Genomic DNA, 26,176 nt, shown 5'->3' with positions numbered 1-26,176 from the left:
CGCTGGCCCCTGTCGGGATCCGTATCACCGCAGTCGTCCGACCTTCCCTGGCGCATCCGATCGTCGGCATCGACGTCTGGTACATCTCAGAGACTAATACACAGTATGAATACAAAAGCGTGATGGATGCGTATGAGTTATATATCTGGGCACGGCGATACGTGGCCCGCCGGGATTGTGCTCTCCGCATCGTTCGCGGAAAATAGTTAAGTCGGTGCCCTTCGTCGGCATCGATATGGACTGCCCACGCTGTTCGGAGCCGTTACAGACCTACACACTGGAGGGTCATCAGGCGGAGGTCTGTGAATCCTGTGGCTACGCCGGAGTCGCGGTGGAGCACGCCAGCGAGCGCGAGGAGTTCGAGTCCTGGCAGGACGCGCTCAGTCGCTTCCGCGAGAAGTAGCCTCGCAGTTGGAGCGGCAGGGGCGATGCGGTCAATCAGATACCCAATACCGACAGCCAGCGCCACGGCGTCACACAAAAAATCGAACGAGGTTCGGGCTGCGTTACTCGTCGGCGGCCGGGGCTTCTTCCTCTTCGGCACCGCCTGCCGGCGCTTCTTCGTCGGAGCGTGCGGCCACGAGGCCACCACGTGCAACGCTGTACAGGGGTTCGTTGGCGTGGCTGACGCCGCTGATCGAGAACGGAATGTTGGCGTCCTGCAGATGGTCGCGGAACAGATCCTCGAAGCCGTCGGGGCTGGAGGTACCGCCAGTGACGACGACCGGCACGTCCAGGCCCTCCTCGACGTCTTCGTCGTCGACTTCCTTGACGATCAGGTCGATGACGTAGTCGAGCAGGTTCTCGTAGTAAATCGACAGCGCGCCCTCGACGCCACCGACGTCGGTCTGGAAGTCGAGTTCGAAGTCGTCTTCCTTGATAGAGGTGACCTTGTCGACCGGCGTGCCAGTTGCCTGTGCAGCCTGCTCGTCCACCCAGTCGCCACCACGGGCGACCGAGAACTTCATGACCGGCACCGCGTAGTACGCCAGACAGACGTTGGTCATCCCGGCACCGAAGCTGATACCCAGCCCGGTGAAGTCGTTGTCGGCCAACTCGCTATAGATGACCGACATCCCCTCGTTGATGGGCTCGGCGTCATAGCCCATGTCGTTGATGAAGGATTCGAGGGTCTTCTGGTGATACAGGGTCGAGATGCTCGAGTCGATCGGATCGGCCGGGGAGGAGAAGTACAGTTTCTCGCCGGGGTGGTTCGGCTCGCCAACCACCTGCTCGATGATGAGCTTCATCATCGGGATTGCGGACTTCTCGTCCGAAGAGAGGATACCGTGCTGCATAGGACGTCGAGTCTCGCGGTTGAAGATGTTCGCAAAGTTGAGTGCGTCATCGCCGACCACGTAGACCTTGTCGTCCTTGCGGATGTGGAGCACTTCGCTTCGAGAGAGCATCTGCTCCGCCATGTCGGAGTAATCGATCTCTACGAAGGAGTTGCGCTGTTGCACGAAGACGGTGTCGTTACCATCCTGCTGTGCCGACAGGATGTTCATTGTGCCGACGTCTAGGCCTTTCGCCATAGTCGATACAAGCTTTCCCCCGTACAATAAAACTATGTGAAATATTTACAGAACTTCCCGGCAAGTAAGTATATCAATACCGAGGAGACATTGATTAGTTCCGACCCAGCAGTCCACGGACCCGGTCGACGAGACCGATGTCGGCTATAACGGCGTCGTTCTCCTCGGTGGCTTCCTCCTCCTGTTTCCGTTGCCGCAGTTCGTTGAGTTTCGAGGTCTGGTCGTCGACCGTCGACGACGACGTGGCCGTCTTCGTGTCGCCACCCTTGAGCGCTTTGAGCCCACTCACCTGCGTGTCGACGCCGCCAGTCTGGCGCGTCGTCTCGGCCTCCACATCGACGTTGGCCGCCTCGAACGAGTCCGACGCACTGAACGAGAGTCGCTTCGACTCCTGTTTCTCGACGCCACCCCAGGACATCTCGACGCCCTCCATCGCCGACTCGATGTCCTGTTCGATATCTTCTTCACTGATCGATTCTTCGACCTCGTCCGCCTCGACAGCCTCTATCTCGGAGGGATGGGGTTTTGCGCGTTCGAGTTGGTGGGCCACCAGTGCGGCGCCGGTGGCCGCAGCGACGATAGCGAGTCCGACCCCGTACGTCCCGAGGATCGTGAGCATCGTCGAGGCTCCGAACTCGGCCCACTGGCTGGGGTAGTACCAGGAGAACGCAACGGTGGCACCGATCGTCACTACGACGCCAGCCGCTGACGCGAGCACTGCCTTCTGTTCGACCGGCAACAGTACGTCGACGCCTGCAACAGGAGCGGTAACGACAGCAGTGCGGCGACGAAGGCGGCGTTCGCAAAGACGAAGTACGACCCCTCGCGATACCCGAACGCCGTGACACCGCCGATGAAAGTAACCGCTGCGATCACCGCAAGCGCTACCCCGATAAAAAAGAGCCCGAAGCCAAGGTAAACGTCCGTCTGTGCGTCCGGTTCGCCGATATACTGTTCGTACAGATCGAACAGTTTGTTGTCGGGTAAGGTGTCGGAACCGTCCTCAGTCATTGGCATCGTCTTTTTACCGCATACTCATGATTGTTCCCCTTATTATTTCGTATCTGACGAGTATCGATTGAGAACTCGTTGCGGGCCTGCGGCTGTTCAGATCGGGAAACTCGCCATGATCGGAGTCGAAAAGAGCGCGACAGTCGAAGGATCGCGTGCCGCATCGAATTCGGTTGCCGGGTCGACGACCGTTCGGCTGCCGTTCGTCGCTACCAGGTGCCGTGGAAGGTGTCGAAGCTCAGTTCGTCGAGCGGTTTGTTGCCGACGGCGATCTGGTACTCGCCAGGCGTGAGCATCGGCTTGTGGAACTGCGGGCCGTCGTCGGTCGTGATTCGCGGACAGCCAGTGTTGACGTAGGCGTCGAAGCCGAAGTTCCGCAGGCGATCAGGCGTTACCTCGTCCATCGTGATCAGATAGGCGTTGTCGTTGTCTTCGAGGACCGCCTCTGCCTGATCCATCCGACCCTGACCGATCTTGGTACAGAAGATGACGCCGAACGTCTCGGCATCCATCGCCTTGTGGACGGTGGCGTAGCGCTGTTTCATGAACTTCTCGGTGTCTGCGATGGTCACGACGTTGTTGACCGGATCCGCGATAATGACGTTCTTGTCGGGGTGTTCCATCGCCAGTCCGAGGGGTGGAACTTCCCGCCGCCGACGTAGAGGATCTGGTCGGCGTCGACGTCGGCCGAAGCGTAGTTACAGCCGAGCACCTGCCCCTCGTGGGTAAGCCGGTCGTCGCCGCGGCGGGTATGGACGTTGTAGCCGCGGTCTTCGAGCCACTCGGACATCTCCGAGAAGCGGTTCATATGCTGGGCGGTCGTCACGAGCCCCACGTCGGGGTCGTCGTCCGGGTCGGTGAGTTCCGCCTTGGCCTCCTCCATGATCGGCATGACATCGACGTTCGAGAAGAGTGGGACGTAGATGATCTTGTCCGACTCCTTCATCGGGCTATGCCCGAAGTGGACGAACACGTCGGTCCGGCGCATCATGAAGGTATCCAAGTCGCAGGCGCCGTAGCAGGGCTGGCCCGAGAGCAGGATCATCACGTCGTCGTCGAGGATTTGGCGCAGGTCGTCGGCGACGTCCGGGCCGCGACGTTTGAGACCCTCGGGGAACTGCAGGCCGACTTTCTTTGCGTCGCGTTCTTCGACTGCCTCGACGATCCGGTCGAGTTCGTAATCCCATTCTCGGTCGTGCTTGAGAGACATACCGGTGTTCCGGAGGTCTCCGTCGCTGTACTCCGTCTCCTCGCTCATTGTCCTGATTAGCGGTCCGCAACGTATAACCTCGGCGTTTGCCGAAGAGATGTGGTACTACTTCACATCTCTGATTGGCCGATCACGGGTTTCAAGCCGTTCGCCTGCCTGGATATAGCCATGTCAGAGACACCGACATTGCCGCTCGAACATCGGACGATCGAGGCCGAGGGCGATGGCCCGTCCCCCGCCGTCGTCATACTCCACGGTCGCGGTGCCGACGAGACGGATCTCCTGCCGATAGCGCAGCAGTTCCCCGACGAGCTGTTCGTCCTCAGCCTGCGCGCGCCTGACACGCTACAGGGCGGCTACACCTGGTACGACCTCGACCTCTCGGGGGCGGGCTTCACGAGAGCGAGCCCCATCCCGAGCAGTTCCGCCGGAGCCTCGATCTGGTCGACGAGTCGATCGAGGCCGCCATCGAGCGCTACGACCTCGATGCCGACCGGATCGGCCTGCTCGGCTTCAGTCAGGGCGGCATCACCGCTCTCTCGCTCCTGCTCGAGGACCCCGACCGGATCGACTGGGTCGCCGCGCTGCACTGTTATCTCCCCGAATCACACGCCGATCTGGCCCCCGACGGCATCGAGGACAAGCCAGTCTTCATCGCGGGCGGCAGTCGGGACCAGATCATCCCGCCGGGACGGACCGACAGCGCGGCCGTCCGCCTGAGCGAACTCGACGCAGCGGTCACCGCCCGGACCTACGAAATGAGCCACGGGATCGGCCCGGACGAGCATGCCGATCTGCTGGAGTGGGTCGACGAACAGGTCTAGAGCAAGCCGCCGTCTTCGTCCTCGCCGTCGTCGGTCGTATCGCCCCCATCATCTCCGTCATTGCTCGTGCTGTCTGCGCCCTCGTCACCGCTATCGGCGTGCTCTACGACGCCGCTCATCAGCGCCTCGACGTTTCCTTCCTCTTCGCTCCGGACCAGTTCCGGGTAGACGCCGATGGTTACGAGCAGGTCGTCGTCGGTCTCGACGGCCTTGCTGACGTGAAGATAGACCTCGACGTCCTCGCCGTCGAACTGCGCGCTGCGCTGAACCGCGAGACGGTCGTCGACTGATCGAGGATGCTTGCCGTCCCGTCCTCCTCGTGTTGGATGTCGTCGATACCGTCGTAGTTGTCGTCAACCAGATCGATGAGTTCGCGCGTCGACATGTCCTCGACGGGGTTGAACTGGTAGTTCGGGATGCCGATCTGAGGCGTCGACAGGATCATGAATACCGCCCCGCGTTGCTCGCCGAGCGGTCCCATGTCGACCGACCTCTCGTGTTTGGTCATGTAGTTCGCGACCCGAACCGACTCCGTGGCCGGGCCGAGGCCGACCGATTCCTCGACCGGGAGTTCCTCGATACCGACCTGTTCGTAGCCGGTCTCCTCGCGGGTCTCGGCGTCGACGCCACCCGGGGTCGCTTCGTGTTCGTCGAGTCCGGCCAGTCCGAGACAGCCAGAAATGGATGCGAGGCCGAACGCACCCGCTCCAGCGAGAAAGTGTCGTCTGTTCATCTGGCAAACAATTACTAGCCGGTTTGTAAGTGTTTTTTGGCCCGGATGCGCTGTTACAGTTCCACGAACGGCTCGATATCGGCTTCCTTGTCGACAGCGTAGACCGTCCACTTCTCGTCTTTTGCACCACCCATTCCCGGCGAACCGGCGGGCATCCCTGGCAGCGCGATACCTGCGATGTCGGGGGAATCGTCGAGCAGCGTCGCTATCGTCTCAACCGGAACGTGTCCCTCGACGAAGTACGACCCGACTTCGACGGTGTGACAGCTCTGCAGGTCCCCGGGGATGCCGAGATCGGTTTTTACCGTCCCGATGTCCTCCCGCACCGAGGACGATAGCGACCCGTCAAGATGCTCGTCGAGATATTCCCCGTAGGCGCCACAGCAGTCACAGTTCGGGCTGTTGTACTGGTGTGCGGTAGCCGAAAGCGTTCCCGAGTAGGACCACTCGTCCGTGCTGTCGCCGCCCAGACAGCCTGCTACTGAAACGGCGGCGACCGAGGACCCCGCAGCGAGCAGCGATCGGCGGGAGACACGATCGCTCATCGAACTACCCCTGCAAGGGCGCGGAACGGTTTCGTTACCGCGAGGTGGTAGTCCTCGTGGGGGTCGTAGCCGCGGAAGGCGAGGCTGTTACCCATCACCGAGAGGCTGGAACCGGTCATCGCTGCCCGGCGAGCGCGGGGTTGAGCAGGCCCAGCGAGGCGATCGGGACGAGCGTAACGTTGTACGCGAACGCCCAGAAAAGGTTCTGCCAGACCTTCGCGATCGTCGCCTCGGAGATCCGGATCGCCTTGAGCACGTCGGCAGGGTCGTCGCGCATCAGCGTGACATCCGCACTCTCGATGGCGACGTCCGTCCCGCTACCGATGGCGATACCGACGTGGGCGGTCGTCAGCGCCGGCGCGTCGTTGACGCCGTCACCGACCATGATCGCGCGGCGGCCACCCTCCTGAATCCGATCGACTGTGTCCGCTTTCTCGTCGGGAAGCACCTCCGAGTAGACGTCGACGGCGTCGATCCCGAGTTCCTCGGCGACGGCGTGGGCCGTCCGGTCGTTGTCGCCGGTGAGCATGATCGGGTCGATACCGCGCTCCTGTAGCGCGGCGACGGTCTCTTTTGCGCTCTCGCGGACGGTGTCGGCGGTGGCGACCACGCCGATCAGTCGGCCGTCGAGGGCGACCAGCATCGCGGTCTTGCCATCGCGTTCGAGGCGCTCCATCGTCTCCACGGCAGGGTCGGGATCGATCCCGTTGTCCCGCATGAGTTTGCGGTTGCCGACCAGCGCCTCGCCGCGGGCCGTCTCGGCGCGGACGCCGTGGCCGGGGACGTTCTCGAACTCGGTCGCGTCTTCGATATCGATACCGCGCTCTTTCGCACCCTCGACGATAGCCTGTGCCAGCGGGTGTTCGGAGTCGGATTCGACGCTTGCGGCGACGGAGAGCACGTCGTCCTCGCTGAACTCCCGCTCCTCGGTCACGACCGCGCCGCCGTCAGGGAGCTCTTCACCGCCATCGGCGGCAACGCCGCCCGTCGCCGCGCCGTCACCCACGGGGACCACGTCGGTCAGCACCATGTCGCCGTGGGTGAGCGTCCCCGTCTTGTCGAAGACGACGACGTCGATGTCCCGGACCTGTTCGAGGATGTCAGCACCCTTGAACAGGACGCCGTTGGTCGCGCTGATCGTCGACCCGACCATCGTCGCGGCGGGCGTCGCCAGCCCCAGCGCACAGGGACAGGCGATCAGCAACGCGCTCGCGAGGACGACCATCGAGAACTCCAGCGTGGAGACGCCGCCCGCGACCGGGCCTCCCCGACCGGTTCGAGGTACGGAAGGACGCCGCCGAGCCACGAGGAGGCGGTGTACAGCAGATCGGGTGCGAGCGCCCAGACGACCGCCCAGAAGACGGCATTGATAATGACTGCGGGGACGAAGTAGGCCGAGACCGTGTCGACCAGCCGCTGGACGTCGGGCTGGCGGGCCTGGGCCTCCTTGACGCGCTGGACGATCTGCTGGATCGCTGTGTCCTTGCCGACTTTGGTCGCCTCGATCAGGAGGACGCCGTTCTCGTTGATCGTCGACCCGACGACTTCGTCGCCCTCGCCCTTCTCGACGGGGACCGACTCGCCGGTAACCATCGACTCGTCGACCGCGCTCTGACCGTCGACGACCACGCCATCAGTAGGGATCTGCTCGCCGGGCCGGACCTTCATCACGTCGCCGACCTCGATCTCTTCGACCGGGACCGTCCGCTCCTCATCATCCACTACCAGCGTCGCCTCGTCGGCCTCCATCTCCAGTAACGTCTTGAGGGCGTCGCTCGCCCGGGCTTTCGACCGCGCTTCGAGCCAGTTGCCGAGCGTGATGAACCAGAGGATCACCGCGACGGCCTCGAAGTAGAGGCCGCCGGGGATCAGTCCGGCCACGACGGCAGTCGAGTAGACGTAGCCCGTCGACGAACCGACTGCGACCAGCGTGTCCATGTTCGCGCGACCGGTGTTCACCGCGGCTTCGTACGCGCCGACGATGAACTCCTTGCCGAGCGTCGCCATCAGAAGCGTCGCGAGCAGGAACTCGACCCACCCCGGCGCGACGAGTACCTCCGGCAGGACGCCCGGGAGGAACATCTCGATCATCACGCCGAGGAAGGGGAGCGCGAGGATACCGCCGCCGATCACCAGCCTGCGCTGTTTGTTCAGTTCGCGCTCGACGGCGCTCTCGCGTTCCTCGCCGAGGTCGGCCCCCTCCTCACTGCTGGGGCGGTCCGGATCGTAGCCCGCATCCTCGATTGCGTCGTAGACGTCCTCCAGCGAGACGTCGATGGGGTTGTAGACGACCTGTGCCTCGTCGGTCGCGAAGTTGACGTTCGCCTCGATCACGCCGGGGACATCCTCGATGGCCTGGCGGTTGGACTCCGCGCAGGTCGAACAGGACATACCGGCGATACCGACCGTTGTCGAGGCTTTCTCCGGCTCGTAGCCGCCGTCCTCGATCGCCTCGTAGATCGCCCCCAGCGAAACGACCGCGGGGTCGTACGTAACGGTTCCATCGTCGGTTGCGAAGTTCGCGCTGACCGATTCGACGCCCTCCAGGGCGCCGACGGCCTCCTCGACCGACGAGGAACACGTCGAACACGACATCCCGGCAACCTCGACGTGGGCAGTTTCCGTACTCATAGCTATCACTAACTACGGGTTCCATATTCAAGCGGGTTGTCCCTAACGAGTCGCTAGTTTGCGCGCACCCGATCCTAACGAACCACGAGTCAGTCGCCGAGTCCGTCGTTCAGTTCGTCATAGCGCTCCAGAAACAGCGACTCACAGGAGTGACAGCAGAGCACGTATCGGTGCCCGTCACGTTCGATGGTGACCCCTTCTCCCTCGACGGTTTTTCCACATTCGACGCAGTCGACGGCGAACTCGCCGCCACGCAGTTCGGGGTTCCACGCCGACTCGACGACGCCTTCGACGCTGTACTCGATGATCTCGCGATCGGCCAGCAGGTCGCTCAGGAGGGGCCTGAGTTCGTCTTCGGCCAGATGTGTCTGTGCGACGACCCGCCCGCTCTCGGTCCGGATGACGTGCTCGACGCCGTCGACGGCGTCAGATCGGCGGCGACGCCGGTCGCCTCGCCCGGCCCGACTTGGACGTCGACCAGTCGCGCCGCGCTGTTGGCGAACATCGACTGGTCGACGGCGACGGTGAAGCGTTCGAGGACGCCGAGCTCTCGCAGGCGCTCGACCCGGTCGGAGACGCTCGGCGCGGTCAGATCGACCTCCTCGCCGATCTCGCGGTACGAACGGCTGGCGTCCTCGATCAGCAGACGGAGGATCTCGGCATCAGTATCGTCCAGTGGCACGAGCGAGGGTAGGGACTGGGGGTACAAAGGATGTGCCTTACACGAACACCACGACGGCGAGCATACACAGGAACGCCAGTGTCAGCAACGCCGCACCGGCGGTCGGCAGCACCGAGTGGTACAGCATCGCACCGCCGATGATCAGCAACGTCATGCCGAGGACGGACAGTCCGAGCCCTCGACCGTCGGTGAACTGCTGGGTTTCGGTCACGTTACGCACCCCGGTTGGTCGGTCGACTGTTCCGCGCCGGTACCTCCAAGTCCGAACGGTGAGGTCGTGATCTCATAGTGGTAGCGTCCGTTTGTTCGCGGGCCGACCCGTGATGTTGCATGCAAACACACATCACGATAAGTCGTATCAGATGTTGTAGTTTACCCTAATATAGTTATTGGATAATCACAGATCGGTTCGAGCGGCGACCGAAACACACTGAACCGCCGAGTCCTGACAGCCAGTATGGCCGATTCGACGCCGACACTCGAACTGTACAACCTCCAGGGCTGTCCGTACTGTGCGAAGGTGCGCCGGGCGCTGGATGACCTCGATCTGGCGTACGAGACCAACGACGTCCCCGGCTCCCGGTCCAAGCGGGAGGCCGTCCACGAGGCGAGCGGCCAGTACGGCGTCCCGGTGCTGGTCGACCGATCCAAGGGGATCGAGGGGATGCCCGAAAGCGACGACATCGTCGAATATCTATACGCGGAGTACGGCGACGGCGAGAGCCCGCCCCCGTCGGGCATCGTCGGTCGGGTGCTCTCGGCACTGTTCTGAACCGCGGACCCTAACTATAACTTTCGAAGTGATACACTTCAAAAGACAAGTAACAGAAGAGCACGTCGGAGTGGCGTTCAGTCTCGGCTCAGGACTGCCGGTAGATCAGGTTCCGCTGGATCTCGTTTGCGCCCTCGTAGATGACCGGGACGCGCACGTCGCGGTAGACACGCGCAATCCGGCGATCCGTGAGCACCGACCGGCCGCCGTGGAACTGCATCCCCTGCTCGGCGCAGTCGGTCGCCGTCTCCGTGGCTTTCGTCTTTGCCATCGCGGCCCAGAGGCCGGGGTCCTCGCCCTGTTCGACCTTCTCGGCGGCGCGCCAGGTGAGTGCGCGAGCGCTCTCGAACTCGAGGCGCATGTCGGCGACGCCGTGCTGGACCGCCTGGAACTCGTTGATCGTACGGCCGAACTCCTCGCGGCCGTGGATGAAGTCCCACGTCTCCTCGATGGCCGCGGCGGCGAGGCCGAGACCGTGGCCCGCGACGACGACTCGCCCGTGGTTGAAAAACTCCGCGAGCATCCAGAAGCCCGCCCCTCCGTCCCGACGAGGTTCTCCTCGGGAATACGGAAGTCGTCGAAGACGATGTGGGCCTGCTTGGAGGCACGAAAGCCCATCTTCTCGGGGATGTGCTCGGCGTTGTACCCCTCGCCCTCGGTGGGGATAATGAACATCGAGTGGTTGCCGTAGCGGTTGTCCTCGTCGTCGTCGGTCCTGGCGTACAGCGTCAGCCAGTCGCCCTCGACGCCGTTGCCGATCCAGTACTTTTCGCCGTTGATGACGTACTCGTCGCCGTCCTTTTCGGCAGTGGTCTGCATCCCCGCGAGGTCGCTTCCCGTATCGGGTTCGGAAACCGCGAGGCCGGTGATCTGGTCACCCTGGGCAACGGGGCGGAGATACTCCTCTTTCTGGGCGTCGTTGCCGTACTCCTCGACTATCTCCGCGCCGAAGCTGGCCAGCTGGAGCGTCAGCGCGATACCGGCATCCGCCTTGTAGAACTCCTCTCCGATCGCCAGCACTTCCGTTAGTGAGAGGTCCCGACCGCCGAGGTCTTCGCCGAGGTCCTGGGCCACCAGTCCAGCCTCCTGTCCGGCCTCGAGGATATCGTGCGGGTACTCCCCCTGCGGAAGTACTCCTCAGCGTTGGGTTCGATATACTCCTCGGCAAACTCGCGGGCTTCATGTTTGACTTCCCGGGCATGCTCGGGAACGATGGTGTCGTCGAGTAGTTCCATGGTCCCTTCGAAGGACGGGTCGGCCATATATGCACGGGAACTACTAACACGCGGGAGGCAGTTCACTCCCGACGGGTCGGGTCACCCGTGTAGGCACAAACGACAAACCGATGCCGTGCCAACTATCGGTATGGTACTGAAAGAGTCCGATCCGGAACTGGAGGACGGCGACTCGGCCCCCGACTTCTGAACTCCCCGGCGTCGACGGCGAGACGTACACGCTCGATTCGTTTGCGGACAGGGAGGCGCTCCTGATCGTCTTCACCTGTAACCACTGCCCGTACGCGAAAGCGAAGTTCGACCATCTCAACGAACTCGCCGAATCGTACGACGACGCCGCAGTGGTCGGGATCAATCCCAACGATGCCGAGGAGTATCCCGAGGATTCCTTCGAGAAGATGAAAGAGTACGTCGAGGACGGGACAGTCGCCTACGACGCCTACCTCCGCGACGAGTCACAGGAAGTAGCCCAGGAGTACGGTGCCGTCTGCACGCCCGACCCGTTCCTCTTCGCGAACGAGGACGGGGAGTTCCGACTGGTCTATCAGGGCCGACTCGACGACGCGATGAACCCCGACGCGGAACCCACCGAGTTCTACGTGCAGGGGGCAATCGAGTCAATTCTGGCCGACGAACCGGTCGACCTCGAATGGCGTCGCTCGCAGGGCTGTTCGATCAAGTGGCGCGACTGATCGGGCCGTGCGGGCCAGCCGGAGATACAGAGCAAACCGGCTTAATTTAGAGTTATTTTCTATTGATCAAGTTCCGATATCGGATCAATAGATACAGTAACATATTCCGAAGAGGAGCCGCTAAAACCAACTATAGTTGTTTTGCCGGCGTTTGAACTACTTATTTTCGGCTGAAAGAATACATCATACTTCTAAACATTCAATACATTACATTATTTTTTATTAACACCTATGAGCGATATTTATAATGGTCGATCCTACAGAAAAAACGATGTCAGACTATGACAACAAGTGGCGTGACAGCGAACTCACTCGGCGTGACGTCGTGAAAGGCGTCGGAGCCGCAACGATCGGTTCGGCCGCCGCCAGCGCCGCGAGCAGCACCGCTCTCGCTGACTCCCACGCCGCCGGCGAGACGACGATGCTGCAGTACTTCCACACCGACTGGACGGAGGTCGAAGCCAGCATGGCCAACGTCGCCGACGCCGGGTTCGGCGCGATTCACGTCCCCGCCCCGCAGGAAAGTATCCTGACCAAGGACGATCAGGGGGCAGTCATCCGGAGTACGGCGACGAGTACCCCTATCACCCGCCGCTCGGCTATCAGCCGTACGACCGGACCTCGCTCGACAGCGAGTTCGGCACCGAGGCCGAGTTCCGCTCGATGATCGACGAGGCCCACGCTCAGGGCGTCGACGTGATCGTCGACGTCGTCCTCAATCACAACGGCTACGGGCCGGAACTGGACGACTTCCCGAACCTCGACTCCCAGCATTTCTACCAGGAGGGTGGCATCGAGGGCTGGATGTACTCCTACGATCCGAACGACGACCGCTGTTACGACCCCAACGGCTGGGAGTGTGCACCCGACGAAATCGAGACCAACGACCTCGTGGGGCTTCCGTCACTCGACTGGACGACCCAGACCGTCCAGGACCTCGCCTACAACTATCTCCAACTGCTCGCCGACTGCGGTGCCGACGGCGTGCGCTGGGATGCCGCCAAACACGTCCACAACTGGGTCTTTGCCGAGCTGCTCAACCCCTGGGCCGACGAACTGGGGTTCTACACCGTCGGCGAAGTGCTCCACGACCCCATCGGCTACGTCGACGAGTACGCCCAGACCGGGATGGACGTCACCGACTACCCGCTCTTTTACACGATGAAGTACGAGGCGTTCTCCACCGACGGCGATTTCCGTGCGCTCGACGGCGCCGATGCCGGCTACGCCGCGCAGAACCCGTTCCAGTCCCTCACCCTGATCGCCAACCACGACAGCGCACCGCCCGAACTCGAACGCCTCGCACGGGCGTTCATCCTCACCTACGAGGGGTATCCGCGACTGTACAGCTATCTCATCGACTTCGACGACCCCGAACTACGGAACCTGCTGTGGATCCGCAACAACCTGCTCGGCGGGACCGCGATCACCCGCTACGTCGATCAGGAGTTCATCGTCTTCGAGCGCAAGGACAACGCCGTCGTCGCGCTCAACAGGGGCTTCAGCGAGCGGAGCGAGTGGGTCGACGTCCCGTGGACCAGCGAAGCGCTGCAGGAGTACACGGGTGCCGCTGGCGACACCGAAGCGAACAGTGACGGCTGGGCGGAGATCACCGCTCCGGCTGGCCAGTGGACCGTCTACGCCCCACAGGATGCGGCCGAAGCACCGGCCACCGACCAGATCACGCTGCAGGTCGAAGCGCCGACGGCCGACGGCGAGTCAGTCTACTTCACCGGTGGGTCCGACCAACTGACTGGCTGGGGGACCGGGGTCGAAGGGACGTCCGTCGGCAGCGGCGTCTGGGAGGTGTCGATCGACGATCCCGGCACGTTCGGCTGGAAAACCCGGCGCGGCCCCGAAGGTGGTTCGGGCGACGTCTGGGAGGCGGGCGATAATCACACCGAGGCCGACCTCGCTCCGGCGCATCAGGGCTGGGAGGACGGTTTCGATGGCAGCAGTAGCACCGAGCTCGAAGGGACGTATTCGCTCCGCGCGAGCCACAGCGGCAAGGCCCTCGACGTCGAAGGAGCGTCAACGGCCGACGGAGCAAACGTCCACCAGTGGGGCTACCTCGGCAAGGACAACCAGCACTGGACCGTCGAAGCGCTCGGCGGCGACGAGTACCGCCTGATCGCACAGCACAGCGGCAACGTACTCGCGGCCGACGGGACTGGCGACGGTGCGAACGTCCAGCAAGAGGCGTGGGCGGATACCGCGAGTCAGCGCTGGACGCTCGGCGATGTCGGAGACGGCTCTTACGTGGTCGAAAACGTCGGCAGCGGCAAGACCCTCGACGTCGAAGAAGCGTCGACCGACGACGGCGCGAACGTCCACCAGTGGGGCTACCTCGGCAAGGGCAACCAGCACTGGACGCTCGATCCGGTGTAGCCGGATAGAGCGCGGACCGGGACCCGACTCCACTGCCGGTTCGCGGCAATCCTTTTACCGACCGGCGACGAAGTGGGGGACGATGACGGTAGAAGAACGTGCCGAGGATCTCGCCTCCGACCTCGGTGTTGACAAAGAGGAGGTCATAGAGGACCTGGAGAACCTGGTCGCCTACAGCGTGCCGATCGACGAAGCCGTACAGAGCCTGCGACGCAAGTACGGCGGCGGCAGCAACTCCACGGGAACACAGTCGAAAGACCGAATCGACGAGATTACCACTGCTGACGGGAACGTCACCGTCACCGCCCGCGTGTTGAGCGTCGGCAAGCGCTCGATCCGGTATCAGGGCGATGACCAGACCATCTTCGAGGGGACGCTCGCCGACGAGTCCGGCCGGATCGACTACACCGCCTGGCAGGACTTCGAGCTCTCTCCCGGCGATACGCTCACGGTCGGAAACGCCGGCGTCCGCGAGTGGGACGGCGAACCCGAACTCAATCTCGGCGACGGGACGAGCGTCGCCGTCGAGGAAGAACCCCTCGACGTGCCATACGAGATCGGTGGCGACGCCGACCTCGTCGACATCGACACGGGCGACCGCGGCGTCAACGTCGAGGTCACCGTTGCGGAGGTCGAGCGCCGGACGATCGACGGCCGGGACGGCGAGACCGACATTCTCAGCGGCGTGCTGGCCGACGAGACCGGTCAGCTACCCTTTACCGACTGGGACCCCCACCCGGCACTCGAGTCCGAGGGGAACTCGGTCAGGATCGAGAACACCTACGTCCGGGAGTACCGCGGCGTCCCCTCGATCAACGTCTCCGAGTTCTCGACGGTAGAGCCCCTTGACCACACGGTCGAGATGAGCGACACGGGGACACAGCTATCGATCGGTGACGCCGTCGACGCGGGCGGCATCTACGATGTCGAGATCACCGGTCACGTCCTCTCGGTCCGTGACGGATCGGGACTGATCCAGCGCTGTCCGGAGTGCAATCGCGTGGTTCAGAACGGCCAGTGTCGGACCCACGGTGAGGTCGACGCCTACGACGACCTGCGCGTGAAAGCCATCGTCGACGACGGGACGGGGACGCTGACTGCCGTCCTCGACGCCGACATCACCGAGGAGATCTACGGTGGTGGCCTCGACGACGCCCGCGGACAGGCGCGCGAGGCGATGGATCAAACGGTCGTTGCCGAGTCGATCCGCGAGGAGATAGTCGGCCGCGAGTTCCGGATCCGCGGGCACCTCTCGATCGACGAGTACGGCGCGAACCTCGACGCCGCGGAGTTCACGGAGGTCGACGCCGAACCGGAGTCGCGTGCAAGTGCGCTGCTCACGGAGGTGCGCGGATGAGTGGCTCTGACGACGAGGTCGGCCGCCGCGAAGTCGCCTACCGGGTGTTTGCCGCCGAGTTCGAGGACGCGACACTCGATTACAAGGAAAGCGACGAGGAGCGCGCGCCGAACTACGTGATCACGCCGACCGGCGCACGGGTCAACCGGATGTTCGTCGTCGGCGTCCTCACCGAGATAGAGCAGGTCAACGAGAACGTGCTCCGGGCACGGGTCGTCGACCCCACCGGGGCGTTCGTCATCTACGCCGGGCAGTACCAGCCCGACGAGATGGCGTTTCTCGAACGGACGGATCCGCCGGCGTTCCTCGCTGTCACCGGCAAGGCCAGAACCTTCCAACCGGACGATTCCGACCGGGTCTTCACCTCGATCCGACCGGAGAGCATCAATCAGGTCGACGCCGACACCCGCGACCGCTGGATCGTCGGCACCGCCGAGCAGACCCTCGACCGCGTGGCGACGATGGCAACCGCGATAGAGCGTCCGGAAGCGGGCGACGAACTCGAATCACTGCTCGTCGACGGCGGGGCCGATCCCGCCCACGCAAGCGGGGTCCGACTCGCCCTCGAACACTACGGTACCACCCCCGAGTATCTCGCGGCGATCCGCGACCTGGCTGTCGAGGCGACCGAGGTCGTCGCCGGCGAACGCGATGAGGTGTCCAGCCTCGACGTTGCGCCCGACGAGGGCGACGGCAGTGTCACAGTCGACGACCTGCCCGACACGCTCGGCGAACTCCCCGAACCGGCGGCGGTAGCGGAGTCGACCGAGGACGAAGCCACCGAGGCAACCGAGACGGCGGGAGACGAGGCTGACAGCACCCCGACAGCGTCAGCGAATGCCGACGAGTCGGCGGAGGAAAGCGAACCGGCGGTAGACCCGCCCGACGCGTCAGTCGAGGAGAGTGCTGATTCGTCCGAGACGACCGCCAGCGCCGAATCGTCCGAGACGACCGCCAGCACTGATGTGACCGAGTCGACCGACGAGGTCGACGTGGGCCAAGAGTCCGAAGACGTGTCGCCAGCCACGGAGGGAGACGAGAGTGCCACACCCGCAGAGGGTGAGGAGACGACTGGCGCCAAGTCGGTCGGGAACTTCGATACCGCAGGCGATGCGGAGGCCGAGGCGGAATCTGCCGATGCGGAGGCTGACGCGGAAGCCGTCGGTGTGGACGCCGACGCGGAAGCCGTCGATGCGGAGGCCGACACGGAAGCCGTCGACGTGGACGCCGACACGGAGCCAATCGATACCGGCACCGACGCGGAATCCATCGACGCCGACGCTAGCGACGAGGAAGGCGCCGCGGCGACCGGCGAGATGTACGAGTTCTCCGAGGACGAACGCGAGGAGATCGAGGAGGAGTACGGCACCGAGTTCTCGACAGGGACGGAGGTGCCCGACCCCGGCGAGTCGGAGATCGAGACGCCCGATACGGGAGACACCGAGGAGTCGGAAGCACAGACTGCCGACGAACCGGCAGACGACACTGCCTCGACTGCCGAGGAGAGCGAGGAAGACACAGCGGTGGAGCAGGCAGACGAAGCCACGGACGAGGTGAACATCCCCGACGACGTCACCCTGACCGACGTGGTGATCGAGACGATGCAGGAGATGGACACCGGCGACGGCGTCGACCGGTACGACCTGATCAACGAGGTCATCGAGAACACCGGAATGACCGAGCCGGACGTCAAGGACGCCATCGAGGAGGCGCTGATGGGCGGACGGTGTTACGAGCCGACCGACGACACCCTGAAGCCGATCTGATGGCGACAGTCGAACCGATCCCCGGCGAACCCGCGGCAATCGCCGACATCGAAGGGGAACCCGCGCTGGTCATCGCAGACGTCCACGCGGGGATCGAAGCGGCCTTTCGGGCCGAACGCGGTCTATCACTGGACAGTAGAGCCGAACAGCGCCGCGAGCGGATCGGGCGACTGCTCGCGGAGCACGGCGCGACGCAGTTGGTCGTACTCGGCGATCTGATGCACTCGATCGGCGCCCCGGCGGGGCCGAACGCGGCGAAATCGAGGTGCTGCTCGAATCCCTGCCCGGACACGTCGACGTGACGCTGGTCAAGGGGAACCACGACGGCGATATCGAGTCGTGGATCGAGAACGTCACCGTCACGGACGGCGGGGGCGTCCGACTCGGATCGGTCGGCTTCGTCCACGGTCACACGTGGCCGGATCCGGACGTCCTCGCCGCCGATATCGTCTGTGTCGGCCACGAACACCCGCAGGTTCGCCTCGAAGACGACGTGGGCGGGAGCCGTGCCGAACGCATCTGGTTACGTGGTGATCTGGACCGGACAGCCTTCGCCGAGCGGTACGACCCGGCGGCGATACGAGCGACGGAACTCATCGTTTGTCCAGCGTTCAACGAACTCGTCGGTGGGACCTGGGTCAACACGAATGACGAGTTCCTCTCGCCGTTTCTCCCCACCGGAATCGCCGATGCACAGGCGTATCTGCTGGACGGTGCGCGACTGGGGGCGTTCGACAGTATCTGACATATCTGGATGAATATTTGCCTATACCCTCAAGAACTAGCAATCGTCCAAAATATATACACAATGAACTAGTATTCACGGCATTATGGATAACGGTTAAATATGGTGTTGGGTGTTATCTACTCACATGGTCCGTACAGATCCATATACGCCAACAGAATCGTACTACGAATGCACGGAGTGTCTGGCCCGAACCGACGAGGACGTTAACGGGCGCTGTCCGGAATGTGGCGGCGTCGTCCGCAATATCGCCGTCGCGAGAGAGTAAGTCACAGACCGAGACCACGACAGAAGTTGTGTGTCGCGTACACCTGCCCGTCTTCGGTGACGTAGACGCCAACGCCACCGGACTCCCAGTTCTCGCGGAGCAGATTCTCGCGATGACCGGGTGACTCCATCCACTGTCTGACGAGGCCTTCGGCCAGTTCCTCGTTCGTCGTATAGGTGACGCTGTCGCCCTCGCCGATATCGACAGGTCGCCCGGCCCACGACATCGCGATGTTCTCACCGTAGGCGAAACAGCCGTTACCGACCGCCCGGTACCGGTCGTGTGGCCCCTCCCCGTCAGGGTTCGTATGTGAGAAGTACTCACTATCGGCCATATCCTTGCTGTGAGCGCGTGAGACAGAGGCAACTGTCTGGTCCCACTCTAGCGGTTCGAGACCGCGGGCGGTCCGACGCTCGTTGATCTCGGCATGGATCTCCCGCTCGACTGCCGTGCTGTTTATGTCACCCTCCTCGAAATCGTAGGCTGATGCTGCCGGATCGTCCGGATCGAGTGCATCGCCGTCCCCGCCCGGTATCGGAACGTCCCCGACCGCGCCGAGGTCGACTGTCATGCCGGCGGCCTGCAGCGCAAAGACGACGACTGCCACGAGTACGAGCACGACCAACAGGGCTTTCAGAATGCTAACGAGCAGTCGGAGTGCAACCCCGAGCAGTCTGGCGAGCAACACCAGCGGAGCGACCAGCACCCGGACCAGCGTCGTGAAGATCGTTCGAGCCATCGGTATTGGGCCACGAGCGCGCTGTCTGCGACACCCGTGGAAGCTACCGAACGATAGGCTCCCCGCCTCAAGACTATACGGCGCTTACCGCGCGGGGGCCGTGATTACCCCGCGAAACGGCCGGGAACAAATGGCTTAACCTCGTCGGGCCCCGAACTCTCGTCGATGACAGACGGCGAGGTCGCCCCCGATTCTGCGGCCTTTACGCATCTCGGCGAACAGGTTCGGGCGGCGCTCTCCGATCGCGGCTTTTCGACGCCGACGGAGCCACAGCGCCGTGCGATCCCACCCCTCGCGGCGGGCGAGAACGGCCTCGTAATTGCCCCGACGGGGACGGGCAAGACCGAGACTGCGATGTTGCCAGTGTTCGACGCCATCGCACAGCGCCGCGCCGAGACGCCCGCGGAAGCGGGCGATCCCTACCCCGGCTTTGCGGCGCTGTACATCACGCCGCTTCGCGCGCTGAACCGCGACATGCGCGAGCGACTGGAGTGGTGGGGCCAGCAGTTAGACGTGCGCGTCGACGTTCGCCACGGCGACACGACGGATTACCAGCGCAGCAAACAGGCCAACAACCCGCCGGACGTGCTGGTGACGACGCCCGAGACGCTTCAGGCGATGTTCACCGGTTCGAAGCTTCGTGCAGGGCTGGAATCGGTCGATCACCTCGTGGTCGACGAGGTACACGAACTCGCGGCGTCGAAACGCGGCGCTCAGCTATCCATCGCGATGGAGCGCCTGCGCGAGGTGGCCGGCCCGTTCCAGCGGATCGGCCTCTCGGCGACCGTCGGCGACCCCGAGGCTATCGCCCAGTTTCTCACCGGCGGCCGCAAGTGTGCGATCCGCGGCGTCGACGTCGGCAGTCGGATCGATATCGACGTCCAGACGCCCGAGATCAGACCCGTCGACGAGCGTCTGGCTGGCGAACTGATGACCGCCGAAGACGTTGCGAGCCACGTCCGCCGGATCGTCGAACTGGTCGAGGCCCACGAGTCGACCCTGATCTTCGTCAACACGCGTCAGACTGCGGAGGCGCTTGGCTCGCGGTTCAAGGCGCTCGGTCCGGACGGCGACGTGAGCGCGCTCGATACGACGGCGACCATCGGCGTCCACCACGGGTCGCTCTCGAAAGCGGCCCGGATCGAGGTCGAAGAGCAGTTCAAGTCGGGCGAGATCGATGCCCTGCTCTGTACCTCCTCGATGGAACTGGGAATCGACGTCGGCCACGTCGATCACGTCGTGCAGTACTCCAGTCCACGGCAGGTCTCGCGCCTGCTCCAGCGCGTCGGGCGCGCTGGCCACCGCCGGGATCAGGTGTCGTCGGGGACCGTCGTGACGACCCGCCCGGACGACACGTTCGAGGCGCTGGCGATCGCCCGGCGGGCGAAAGCAGGCGAGGTCGAGCACGCGCCGATCCACGAGGAAGTCTCGACGCCGTCGCCAATCAGGTCGTCGCGCTGGCGATGGGCCACGAGGAGATACCGGTCGCAGACGCCTACGAGATCGTAAGCCGATCTTACCCGTTCCGAGAACTCTCCAAGGAGGAGTTTCTGGCCATCGTCGAGGAACTCGCGGGCAACCGCGTTATCTGGTACGCCGAAGCGAAAGACCGGATCGAGAAGACCGGCGGCACCTGGCAGTACGTCTACGCGAACCTCTCGATGATCCCGGACGAGGAGACCTACGAGGTCCACGACGTCGCCAGTGGCCGCCAGATCGGCACGCTCGACGAGCGGTTCGTCGTCAACTTCGCCCAGCAGGGCGAGGTGTTTATCCAGCGCGGCGAGATGTGGCGCATCACCGACATCGACGACGAGGAAAGCGAGGTGAAGGTCTCACCGATCGAGGATCCGGCGGGTGAGGTCCCCTCCTGGATCGGCCAGGAGATCCCGGTCCCGGAAGCGGTTGCGGGCGAGGTCGGCGAGATGCGCCGGGTCGCCGAACCACAGTTCGAGGGCGGTGCAGACACGGAGCGCGTTGCCGGGGAGTTCACGAACCGGTATCCGACCGACGAGAACACCGCCCGCAAAGCCCTGTCCCAGCAGAACGCCATGCCGAGACCGAGCATCCGATGCCGACAGATGACCGACTGGTGATCGAGCGTGAGGGTCGGACCATCGTCGTCAACGCCGCCTTCGGCCACCGCGCCAACGAGACGCTCGGCCGGGTGCTCTCCTCGCTGCTCGGCCAGCGTACTGGCTCGTCGATTGCACTGGACGTCGACCCCTATCGGATCGAACTGGAGACGCCGGGGCGGGTCGACGTCACCGAGGTCGTCGAGGTGCTCGAAACGACCGATCCCGGCCACGTCGAAGCGATCATCGAGTTGAGCCTCAAGCGTTCTGACACGCTGAAGTTCCGCCTCGCACAGGTCGCCGAGCAGTTCGGCCGGATCAAGCGCTGGCAGGGCGACGCGAGCGTCTCCAGCGGTCGCCTGCTCGCCGCGCTGGAGGACACGCCGGTCTACGACGAGGCTGTCCGGGAGGTGTTTCACGAGGATCTTGACGTCGACGCCGCGAGCGACGTGCTGGCGGCGATCCAGCGGGGCGAACTGGAGACCGAAATCGTCGGCGGACGCACCCCGGTCGGAACCGGCGGGCGCTCCAGCGGCACCGAACTGCTCTCGCCCGAAAACGCCGACGCGAGCGTCATCGACACCGTCCGACAGCGGATCCAGGACGACCGGGTCATCCTGCTCTGTCTCCACTGCACCGAGTGGAAGACCGAAAAGCCGGTGCGTCGCGTACGTGACCAGCCACAGTGCCCGGAATGCGGGTCGACACGGGTCGCCGCACTGAATCCGTGGGCCGACGAGGTCGTCCAGGCGGTCCGCGCCCAGCAGAAAGACGAGGAGCAGGACAGCCAGACCAAGCGGGCCTTCCGCGCCGGGAGTCTGGTCCAGACGCACGGCAAACAGGCGGTCATCGCGCTGGCGGCCCGCGGCGTCGGCCCGCACAACGCCGCCCGGATCATCAATCGCCTACGCGAGGACGAAGACGAGTTCTACCGGGACATTCTGGAGCAGGAGCGCCAGTACGCCCGGACGCAGTCGTTCTGGGACTGAGTCGGCAACCTCATTACCGCCCGCTGACCAACTGTCGGACATGCAACTCGCTCCCGGGGCCCGCCGGTACGCGGCCCCGCCGCTCGTCGCCGCGATTCCGGCACTCCTGTTCGTCCCGCCGGTCGGCCTCGCGCTCATCGCGCTCGCGCCCGGCGTCCTGTACTTTTACCGTGATCCCGAGCGGACGCCGCCGGCGGAGGGCCTCGTCTCCCCTGCCGACGGCAAAATCTCGGTGATCCGCGAGGAGGAGGGCCGACTCCGCGTCGGCGTCTTCATGAACGTCTGGAACGTCCACGTCAATCGCGCGCCGCGGTCCGGCGTCGTCGAGTCGGTCGAACACGTCGACGGCGCACACCGCCCCGCCTTCTCCAAGGAGTCCGATCGGAACGAGCGCGTCCACCTGACCTTCGAGGACTACACGGTGACGCTGATCGCCGGGGCGTTCGCGCGGCGGATCCACCCCTATCCCGAATCGGGGGCAATCATCGAGCGTGGCGACCGGATCGGTCACATCTCTTTCGGCAGTCGTGCGGACGTCCTGCTCCCGCCCGAGTACGACCGGGACGACCTCGTGGTCGAGCGTGGCGAGAAAGTGCGGGCCGGAGAGACGGTGCTGGCGCGTGAGTGAAATGTAAAAGTCGCTCAACTACTTCGAACACAAAGCTTAGTACCGGGCGTCCGATGGATGAAGACATGAAGCGACGGCAGGCCCTGAAGTATCTCGGCGGCGGACTGCTCGCCGTCGGGACGGGCCGAGCGGCGCAAAACACCGTGATCGGCTACGGCCGACTCACCGGTACGAATCTCACCGAGCAAGACCTTCAGCCAATCGTCGCCGAACATCTCGATGCCGACGAGTGCACGACCGATATCGGCGAGTACGAACTATCGCTCTCGGGCGACGAGATTGGCCTCTCTGACGGAGACGGCACCCTCGAAACGCTGTCAGTGACCGAGTCGACGCCCGAAGCGGGCACGGCAGTCGACGACGAGTACGACCTTCCCGGTAGCCCGGTCGAACAACTCCTCAGGGACGTCCCGGCGCTCCGGGCGGGCGAGTACGTCGTCGAGCCCTCCAGCTACGAGCGTTTCTTCGAGCGACTCCGCGACGTCGAGACACGGCCCTTCTCGGTCGGCACGACGCGGAACCGCTACACCGGTGCCGATCCGGCCGTTGTCGAGGAGTTTCTCGGCTCACCGCCGACCGATCCCGAGCGTGTGGTCGCCGAGTTGATGGCGGCGTTTCGCGAATACTCGAACTACGACGTCCCCCGCTATCTGGCCGGATCGGTCGAGGACAACGTCCTCATGAGTCAGGTCGAGTTACGGGAGTACTTCGAGTCGCCAACCGACTTCTCGGCGATAGCGGACGGCGAGAACACGGGGATGTTCTGTACCGAGTTGACTCGCCGGTCGGCCGAGGCGCTACTGGCCGTCCCCGCCCACGAGGCGACGCTCCCCGTCGTCGCGGGCTTCGTCCAGAACAGTCGCCACAAGCACGCCTATACGGGCATTGCGAGCCTCTACCGGCGGGATGGCGACCTCGTCCTCCCGATGACGTTCGTCGATTACACCCACACCACCCAGTTCGACGACTTCCACGTCAGGCGATTCCTGGGCGAAGGGCTCGATGCGTACAACACTACCCATCGCACCACCGCGATGTACTGGTAGCTACACCGACCCGAGCGTCGGGTCGACCGACTCCAGCGCCTGCTCGAAGTGTTCTGCAGTGATCGCTATCTCGTCGGCCCGCTCGTTGGCTTCCTCCGGACCGAGCTCCTCGGCCGTCTCGCGGATCGACAGCATCGACGCCTCGCGGACGATCGCCTCGATATCCGCGCCGGTGTAGCCCACTAACCCGTCCGCGACGTCGTCGAGGTCGACGTCGTCGGCGAACGGTTTGCCGCGGCCGTGAACCTCGATGATCGCACGCCGCGCCTCGGCGTCCGGGGCGGGCACCTCGACGTGGTTGTCCAGTCGGCCCGGCCGAAGGAGCGCGGGGTCGATCGCTTCCTTCCGGTTCGTCGCGGCCAGCACGACGAGATTGGGGTTCTCGACCATCCCGTCGAGTTCGGTCAGTAGCTGTGAGACGACCCGTTCGGTCACCTCGTGGCTGTCGTCGCGCTGGGCGGCGATGGCGTCTATCTCGTCGAAGAAGACGATGCTCGGCGCGGACTGTCGGGCGCGTTCGAACACCTCTCTAACCGCCTTCTCGCTTTCCCCGACGTACCGGTCGAGCAACTCGGGCCCGTTCACGTGGACGAAGTTGACCGCGCTCTCGCCGGCGAGCGCGCGGGCCAGCAACGTCTTTCCGGTGCCCGGCGGGCCATGCAGGAGGACGCCGCTCGGCGGTTCGGTGTTCGTCACGCTGAACAGGCGATCGTACTCGAGTGGCCACTCGACGGCCTCCCTGAGCGTCGATTTGGCGTCCTCCAGTCCGCCGACGTCGGAGAAGGAAACCTCGGGCGTCTCGGCGACCCACTCGCGCATCGCGGAGGGTTCGATGGCGGCCAGCGCGTCTTCGAGGTCGCTCCGCGAGACCTCCAGATCGGTCCCGGAGAGCCCATCGGGGTCGTTCCGAGCGCGCCGGAGCGTCAGCATCGCCGCCTCTGTCGTGAGCGCGTCGATATCCGCACCGACGAAGCCGTGGGTCTGGGCGGCAGCTTCTCGATGGAGACGTCCTCCGCGAGCGGCATCCCGCGGGTGTGGACCTCGAAGATCTCCTTGCGGCCGTCCTTGTCGGGGACGCCGATCTCGATTTCGCGGTCGAACCGGCCACCACGTCTGAGCGCCGGGTCGATGGCGTCGACGCGGTTCGTCGCGCCGATGACGATCACGTCGCCACGGGAGTCGAGGCCATCCATCAGCGAGAGGAGTTGTGCAACCACGCGGTTCTCGACGTCGCCGCCGTCCTCGCGCTCGCCGGCGATCGAATCGATCTCGTCGAAGAAGATAATCGCTGGTGCGGCCTCGCTGGCTTCCTCGAATATCTCGCGGACGTGCTCTTCGCTCTCGCCCTTGTACTTCGACATGATCTCCGGGCCGGAGACGGTGATGAACTCCGCGTCGACCTCGTGGGCGACCGCACGCGCGATCAGCGTCTTTCCGGTGCCCGGCGGGCCATAGAGGAGGACGCCCTTCGGCGGATCGACGCCAAGCCGGCGGAACAGTTCGGGCCTGCTCAGCGGCAGTTCGATCATCTCCCGGACCTGCTCCAGTTCCTCGTCCAGGCCGCCGATGTCCTCGTAACTCACCCGGGAGGGGGCGCCGGCGCCTCGCCGGACTCCTGTTCGGTGGTCGTAGCCGTCGGAGCCTCGTCCGTCTCGTCCGTCGACTCACTGCCTGTCGTCCCGTCGACCTGTTTCGGGTTCGGCGTCACGACGACGACCGTGTTGTCGGTGATCCGAACCGGACCGTCCGGCGAAGTGTCGGTGACGGTAAAGGGCTGGCTGGCGACCCGTTCGAGCGCGACCTGCTCGCCCTCGCTCACCGGCCGGTCGTGGAGGTCCCGGTTGACCGCGCGCTCGATCACCCGCTGGTCGACGTCCGCGAGCGACGGCGGCGGGGCGAGCGTCACCGAGATGGCGTCGCTGAGCGATCCCTGGCGGACGACGACGGTGTCGCCGATGCTGACGCCCGCGTTCGCTCGCGTGTCGGCGTCGATGAGGACTGTTCCGTCCGGCACGTCCGTACTGGCCGGCCACACTTTCGTCGCGGTTCGACGCTCTCCCTCGACGACGACGGTGTCGCCACTGAGGACGCCGAGTTCGCTCCGGGCCGACTCTGGAAGGCGTGCAACGCCCCGTCCAGCGTCGCGTTTCTGGGCGGCTTTGACGGTCAACCGTACGCCGCCGTCCTGCTGACTCATACTCACAATTTACGGCCCAGCGTTCTTGAAGGATTCCCTCGTGAGTCGCGATCCCGGTAGCCATCGGACCAACACGCGGCGCTTTTCACCGACGCGCCCGGAGTTCGC

16 protein-coding genes and 9 pseudogenes are annotated in these 26,176 nt (G+C 64.2%); 12 read left to right on the top strand and 13 right to left on the bottom strand.

The annotated features are described in order from the left end of the window. Window positions 1-235 precede the first annotated feature (235 nt). Window positions 236-403, top strand: a complete 168-nt coding sequence (locus ACFQH2_RS05360) for a zf-TFIIB domain-containing protein (protein ID WP_377051651.1) — start codon at window positions 236-238, stop codon at window positions 401-403. Window positions 404-506: 103 nt separating this feature from the next. Here ACFQH2_RS05360 and ACFQH2_RS05355 read toward each other — a convergent pair whose 3' ends face one another. The 4 genes and pseudogenes from ACFQH2_RS05355 to dph2 all read right to left on the bottom strand — a co-directional run bounded on the left by ACFQH2_RS05355 (window position 507) and on the right by dph2 (window position 3,804). Further along, a complete protein-coding gene (locus ACFQH2_RS05355) occupies window positions 507-1,535 on the bottom strand; it encodes a hypothetical protein (RefSeq protein ID WP_377051649.1) in 1,029 nt (342 codons plus the stop codon). Between the two features lie 94 nt (window positions 1,536-1,629). Beyond that, window positions 1,630-2,274 carry a DUF7139 domain-containing protein gene (locus tag ACFQH2_RS05350; RefSeq protein ID WP_377076517.1) on the bottom strand — a complete coding sequence of 215 codons (645 nt, stop codon included), beginning with the start codon at window positions 2,272-2,274 and terminating at the stop codon, window positions 1,630-1,632. Next, window positions 2,226-2,546, bottom strand: a complete 321-nt coding sequence (locus ACFQH2_RS05345; RefSeq protein WP_377076516.1) for a DUF7139 domain-containing protein — start codon at window positions 2,544-2,546, stop codon at window positions 2,226-2,228. Before ACFQH2_RS05345 ends, ACFQH2_RS05350 begins: the two co-directional genes overlap by 49 nt. A gap of 209 nt (window positions 2,547-2,755) precedes the next feature. Continuing rightward, window positions 2,756-3,804: pseudogene (gene dph2, locus ACFQH2_RS05340) on the bottom strand (diphthamide biosynthesis enzyme Dph2). A 120-nt stretch (window positions 3,805-3,924) separates the two neighbouring features. Between dph2 and ACFQH2_RS05335 the strand changes: the two are divergent. Continuing rightward, a pseudogene (locus ACFQH2_RS05335) lies at window positions 3,925-4,580 on the top strand (alpha/beta hydrolase). Here ACFQH2_RS05335 and ACFQH2_RS05330 read toward each other — a convergent pair. From ACFQH2_RS05330 to ACFQH2_RS05305, 6 genes and pseudogenes are all read right to left on the bottom strand, one after another. Further along, complete coding sequence (locus ACFQH2_RS05330) at window positions 4,577-4,699, bottom strand: hypothetical protein (protein WP_377077019.1); 123 nt, start codon at window positions 4,697-4,699, stop codon at window positions 4,577-4,579. The pseudogene ACFQH2_RS05335 and the gene ACFQH2_RS05330 sit on opposite strands and share 4 nt — an antisense overlap. A gap of 42 nt (window positions 4,700-4,741) precedes the next feature. Beyond that, window positions 4,742-5,313: pseudogene (locus ACFQH2_RS05325) on the bottom strand (DUF6517 family protein); the annotation flags it as partial. A 53-nt stretch (window positions 5,314-5,366) separates the two neighbouring features. Then, window positions 5,367-5,858, bottom strand: coding sequence for a DUF411 domain-containing protein (locus tag ACFQH2_RS05320; protein WP_377051639.1), 492 nt, complete (start codon window positions 5,856-5,858; stop codon window positions 5,367-5,369). Continuing rightward, window positions 5,855-8,453, bottom strand: a pseudogene (locus ACFQH2_RS05315) (heavy metal translocating P-type ATPase). Before ACFQH2_RS05315 ends, ACFQH2_RS05320 begins: the two are co-directional and overlap by 4 nt. Window positions 8,454-8,820: 367 nt before the next feature. After that, entirely contained in the window at window positions 8,821-9,171 is a 351-nt protein-coding gene (locus ACFQH2_RS05310) for an Lrp/AsnC family transcriptional regulator (RefSeq protein ID WP_377076515.1), read from the bottom strand. 37 nt (window positions 9,172-9,208) lie between these two features. Then, on the bottom strand, window positions 9,209-9,391 hold the full coding sequence (locus ACFQH2_RS05305) for a hypothetical protein (protein WP_377076514.1): 183 nt from the start codon (window positions 9,389-9,391) through the stop codon (window positions 9,209-9,211). A gap of 237 nt (window positions 9,392-9,628) precedes the next feature. On the opposite strand from ACFQH2_RS05305, the gene ACFQH2_RS05300 reads away from it, so the two are divergent. Then, window positions 9,629-9,943, top strand: coding sequence for a glutathione S-transferase N-terminal domain-containing protein (locus ACFQH2_RS05300; RefSeq protein ID WP_377051631.1), 315 nt, complete (start codon window positions 9,629-9,631; stop codon window positions 9,941-9,943). An 88-nt stretch (window positions 9,944-10,031) separates the two neighbouring features. Here ACFQH2_RS05300 and ACFQH2_RS05295 read toward each other — a convergent pair. Next, a pseudogene (locus ACFQH2_RS05295) lies at window positions 10,032-11,178 on the bottom strand (acyl-CoA dehydrogenase family protein). 130 nt (window positions 11,179-11,308) lie between these two features. On the opposite strand from ACFQH2_RS05295, the pseudogene ACFQH2_RS05290 reads away from it, so the two are divergent. From ACFQH2_RS05290 to ACFQH2_RS05265, 6 genes and pseudogenes are all read left to right on the top strand, one after another. Then, window positions 11,309-11,870 (top strand): annotated as a pseudogene (locus tag ACFQH2_RS05290) (thioredoxin family protein). A 444-nt stretch (window positions 11,871-12,314) separates the two neighbouring features. Next, complete coding sequence (locus tag ACFQH2_RS05285; RefSeq protein WP_377076970.1) at window positions 12,315-14,258, top strand: alpha-amylase domain-containing protein; 1,944 nt, start codon at window positions 12,315-12,317, stop codon at window positions 14,256-14,258. Window positions 14,259-14,340: 82 nt separating this feature from the next. Continuing rightward, window positions 14,341-15,615 carry a Single-stranded DNA binding protein gene (locus ACFQH2_RS05280; protein WP_377051623.1) on the top strand — a complete coding sequence of 425 codons (1,275 nt, stop codon included), beginning with the start codon at window positions 14,341-14,343 and terminating at the stop codon, window positions 15,613-15,615. Continuing rightward, complete coding sequence (locus tag ACFQH2_RS05275) at window positions 15,612-17,381, top strand: hypothetical protein (protein WP_377051621.1); 1,770 nt, start codon at window positions 15,612-15,614, stop codon at window positions 17,379-17,381. The genes ACFQH2_RS05280 and ACFQH2_RS05275 overlap by 4 nt, the downstream gene beginning before the upstream one ends. After that, window positions 17,381-18,126: pseudogene (locus ACFQH2_RS05270) on the top strand (metallophosphoesterase). The gene ACFQH2_RS05275 and the pseudogene ACFQH2_RS05270 overlap by 1 nt, the downstream one beginning before the upstream one ends. 127 nt (window positions 18,127-18,253) lie before the next feature. After that, on the top strand, window positions 18,254-18,394 hold the full coding sequence (locus tag ACFQH2_RS05265; RefSeq protein ID WP_377051617.1) for a rubrerythrin-like domain-containing protein: 141 nt from the start codon (window positions 18,254-18,256) through the stop codon (window positions 18,392-18,394). A gap of 1 nt (window position 18,395) precedes the next feature. Here ACFQH2_RS05265 and ACFQH2_RS05260 read toward each other — a convergent pair whose 3' ends face one another. Beyond that, window positions 18,396-19,133: a CAP domain-containing protein gene (locus ACFQH2_RS05260; protein ID WP_377051615.1), complete on the bottom strand. Its 738-nt coding sequence runs from the start codon at window positions 19,131-19,133 to the stop codon at window positions 18,396-18,398. Window positions 19,134-19,298: 165 nt separating this feature from the next. Between ACFQH2_RS05260 and ACFQH2_RS05255 the strand changes: the two are divergent. The 3 genes and pseudogenes from ACFQH2_RS05255 (at window position 19,299) to ACFQH2_RS05245 (ending at window position 23,871) form a co-directional block, all read left to right on the top strand. Beyond that, window positions 19,299-22,197: pseudogene (locus ACFQH2_RS05255) on the top strand (DEAD/DEAH box helicase). Window positions 22,198-22,237: 40 nt separating this feature from the next. After that, complete coding sequence (locus tag ACFQH2_RS05250; RefSeq protein ID WP_377051611.1) at window positions 22,238-22,825, top strand: protein sorting system archaetidylserine decarboxylase; 588 nt, start codon at window positions 22,238-22,240, stop codon at window positions 22,823-22,825. Between the two features lie 53 nt (window positions 22,826-22,878). Continuing rightward, complete coding sequence (locus ACFQH2_RS05245; RefSeq protein WP_377051609.1) at window positions 22,879-23,871, top strand: hypothetical protein; 993 nt, start codon at window positions 22,879-22,881, stop codon at window positions 23,869-23,871. On the opposite strand, the pseudogene ACFQH2_RS05240 reads toward ACFQH2_RS05245, so the two are convergent. Further along, a pseudogene (locus tag ACFQH2_RS05240) lies at window positions 23,872-26,068 on the bottom strand (CDC48 family AAA ATPase). Window positions 26,069-26,176: the final 108 nt, after the last annotated feature.

The organism is Natronoarchaeum sp. GCM10025703, from assembly GCF_042661985.1.
Lineage (GTDB): Archaea > Halobacteriota > Halobacteria > Halobacteriales > Natronoarchaeaceae > Natranaeroarchaeum.
Note: the sequence above shows the minus strand (reverse complement) of the source record. Positions and strands in the feature narration are given on the sequence as shown.

Bases quoted from the DNA above. Each gene is read 5' to 3' on its own strand.
- ACFQH2_RS05360 (WP_377051651.1), top strand. From the start codon at position 236: ATGGACTGCCCACGCTGTTCGGAGCCGTTACAGACCTACACACTGGAG.
- ACFQH2_RS05355 (WP_377051649.1), bottom strand. From the start codon at position 1,535: ATGGCGAAAGGCCTAGACGTCGGCACAATGAACATCCTGTCGGCACAG.
- ACFQH2_RS05345 (WP_377076516.1), bottom strand. From the start codon at position 2,546: ATGACTGAGGACGGTTCCGACACCTTACCCGACAACAAACTGTTCGAT.
- ACFQH2_RS05330 (WP_377077019.1), bottom strand. From the start codon at position 4,699: ATGAGCGGCGTCGTAGAGCACGCCGATAGCGGTGACGAGGGCGCAGAC.
- ACFQH2_RS05320 (WP_377051639.1), bottom strand. From the start codon at position 5,858: ATGAGCGATCGTGTCTCCCGCCGATCGCTGCTCGCTGCGGGGTCCTCG.
- ACFQH2_RS05300 (WP_377051631.1), top strand. From the start codon at position 9,629: ATGGCCGATTCGACGCCGACACTCGAACTGTACAACCTCCAGGGCTGT.
- ACFQH2_RS05280 (WP_377051623.1), top strand. From the start codon at position 14,341: ATGACGGTAGAAGAACGTGCCGAGGATCTCGCCTCCGACCTCGGTGTT.
- ACFQH2_RS05275 (WP_377051621.1), top strand. From the start codon at position 15,612: ATGAGTGGCTCTGACGACGAGGTCGGCCGCCGCGAAGTCGCCTACCGG.
- ACFQH2_RS05265 (WP_377051617.1), top strand. From the start codon at position 18,254: ATGGTCCGTACAGATCCATATACGCCAACAGAATCGTACTACGAATGC.
- ACFQH2_RS05260 (WP_377051615.1), bottom strand. From the start codon at position 19,133: ATGGCTCGAACGATCTTCACGACGCTGGTCCGGGTGCTGGTCGCTCCG.
- ACFQH2_RS05250 (WP_377051611.1), top strand. From the start codon at position 22,238: ATGCAACTCGCTCCCGGGGCCCGCCGGTACGCGGCCCCGCCGCTCGTC.
- ACFQH2_RS05245 (WP_377051609.1), top strand. From the start codon at position 22,879: ATGGATGAAGACATGAAGCGACGGCAGGCCCTGAAGTATCTCGGCGGC.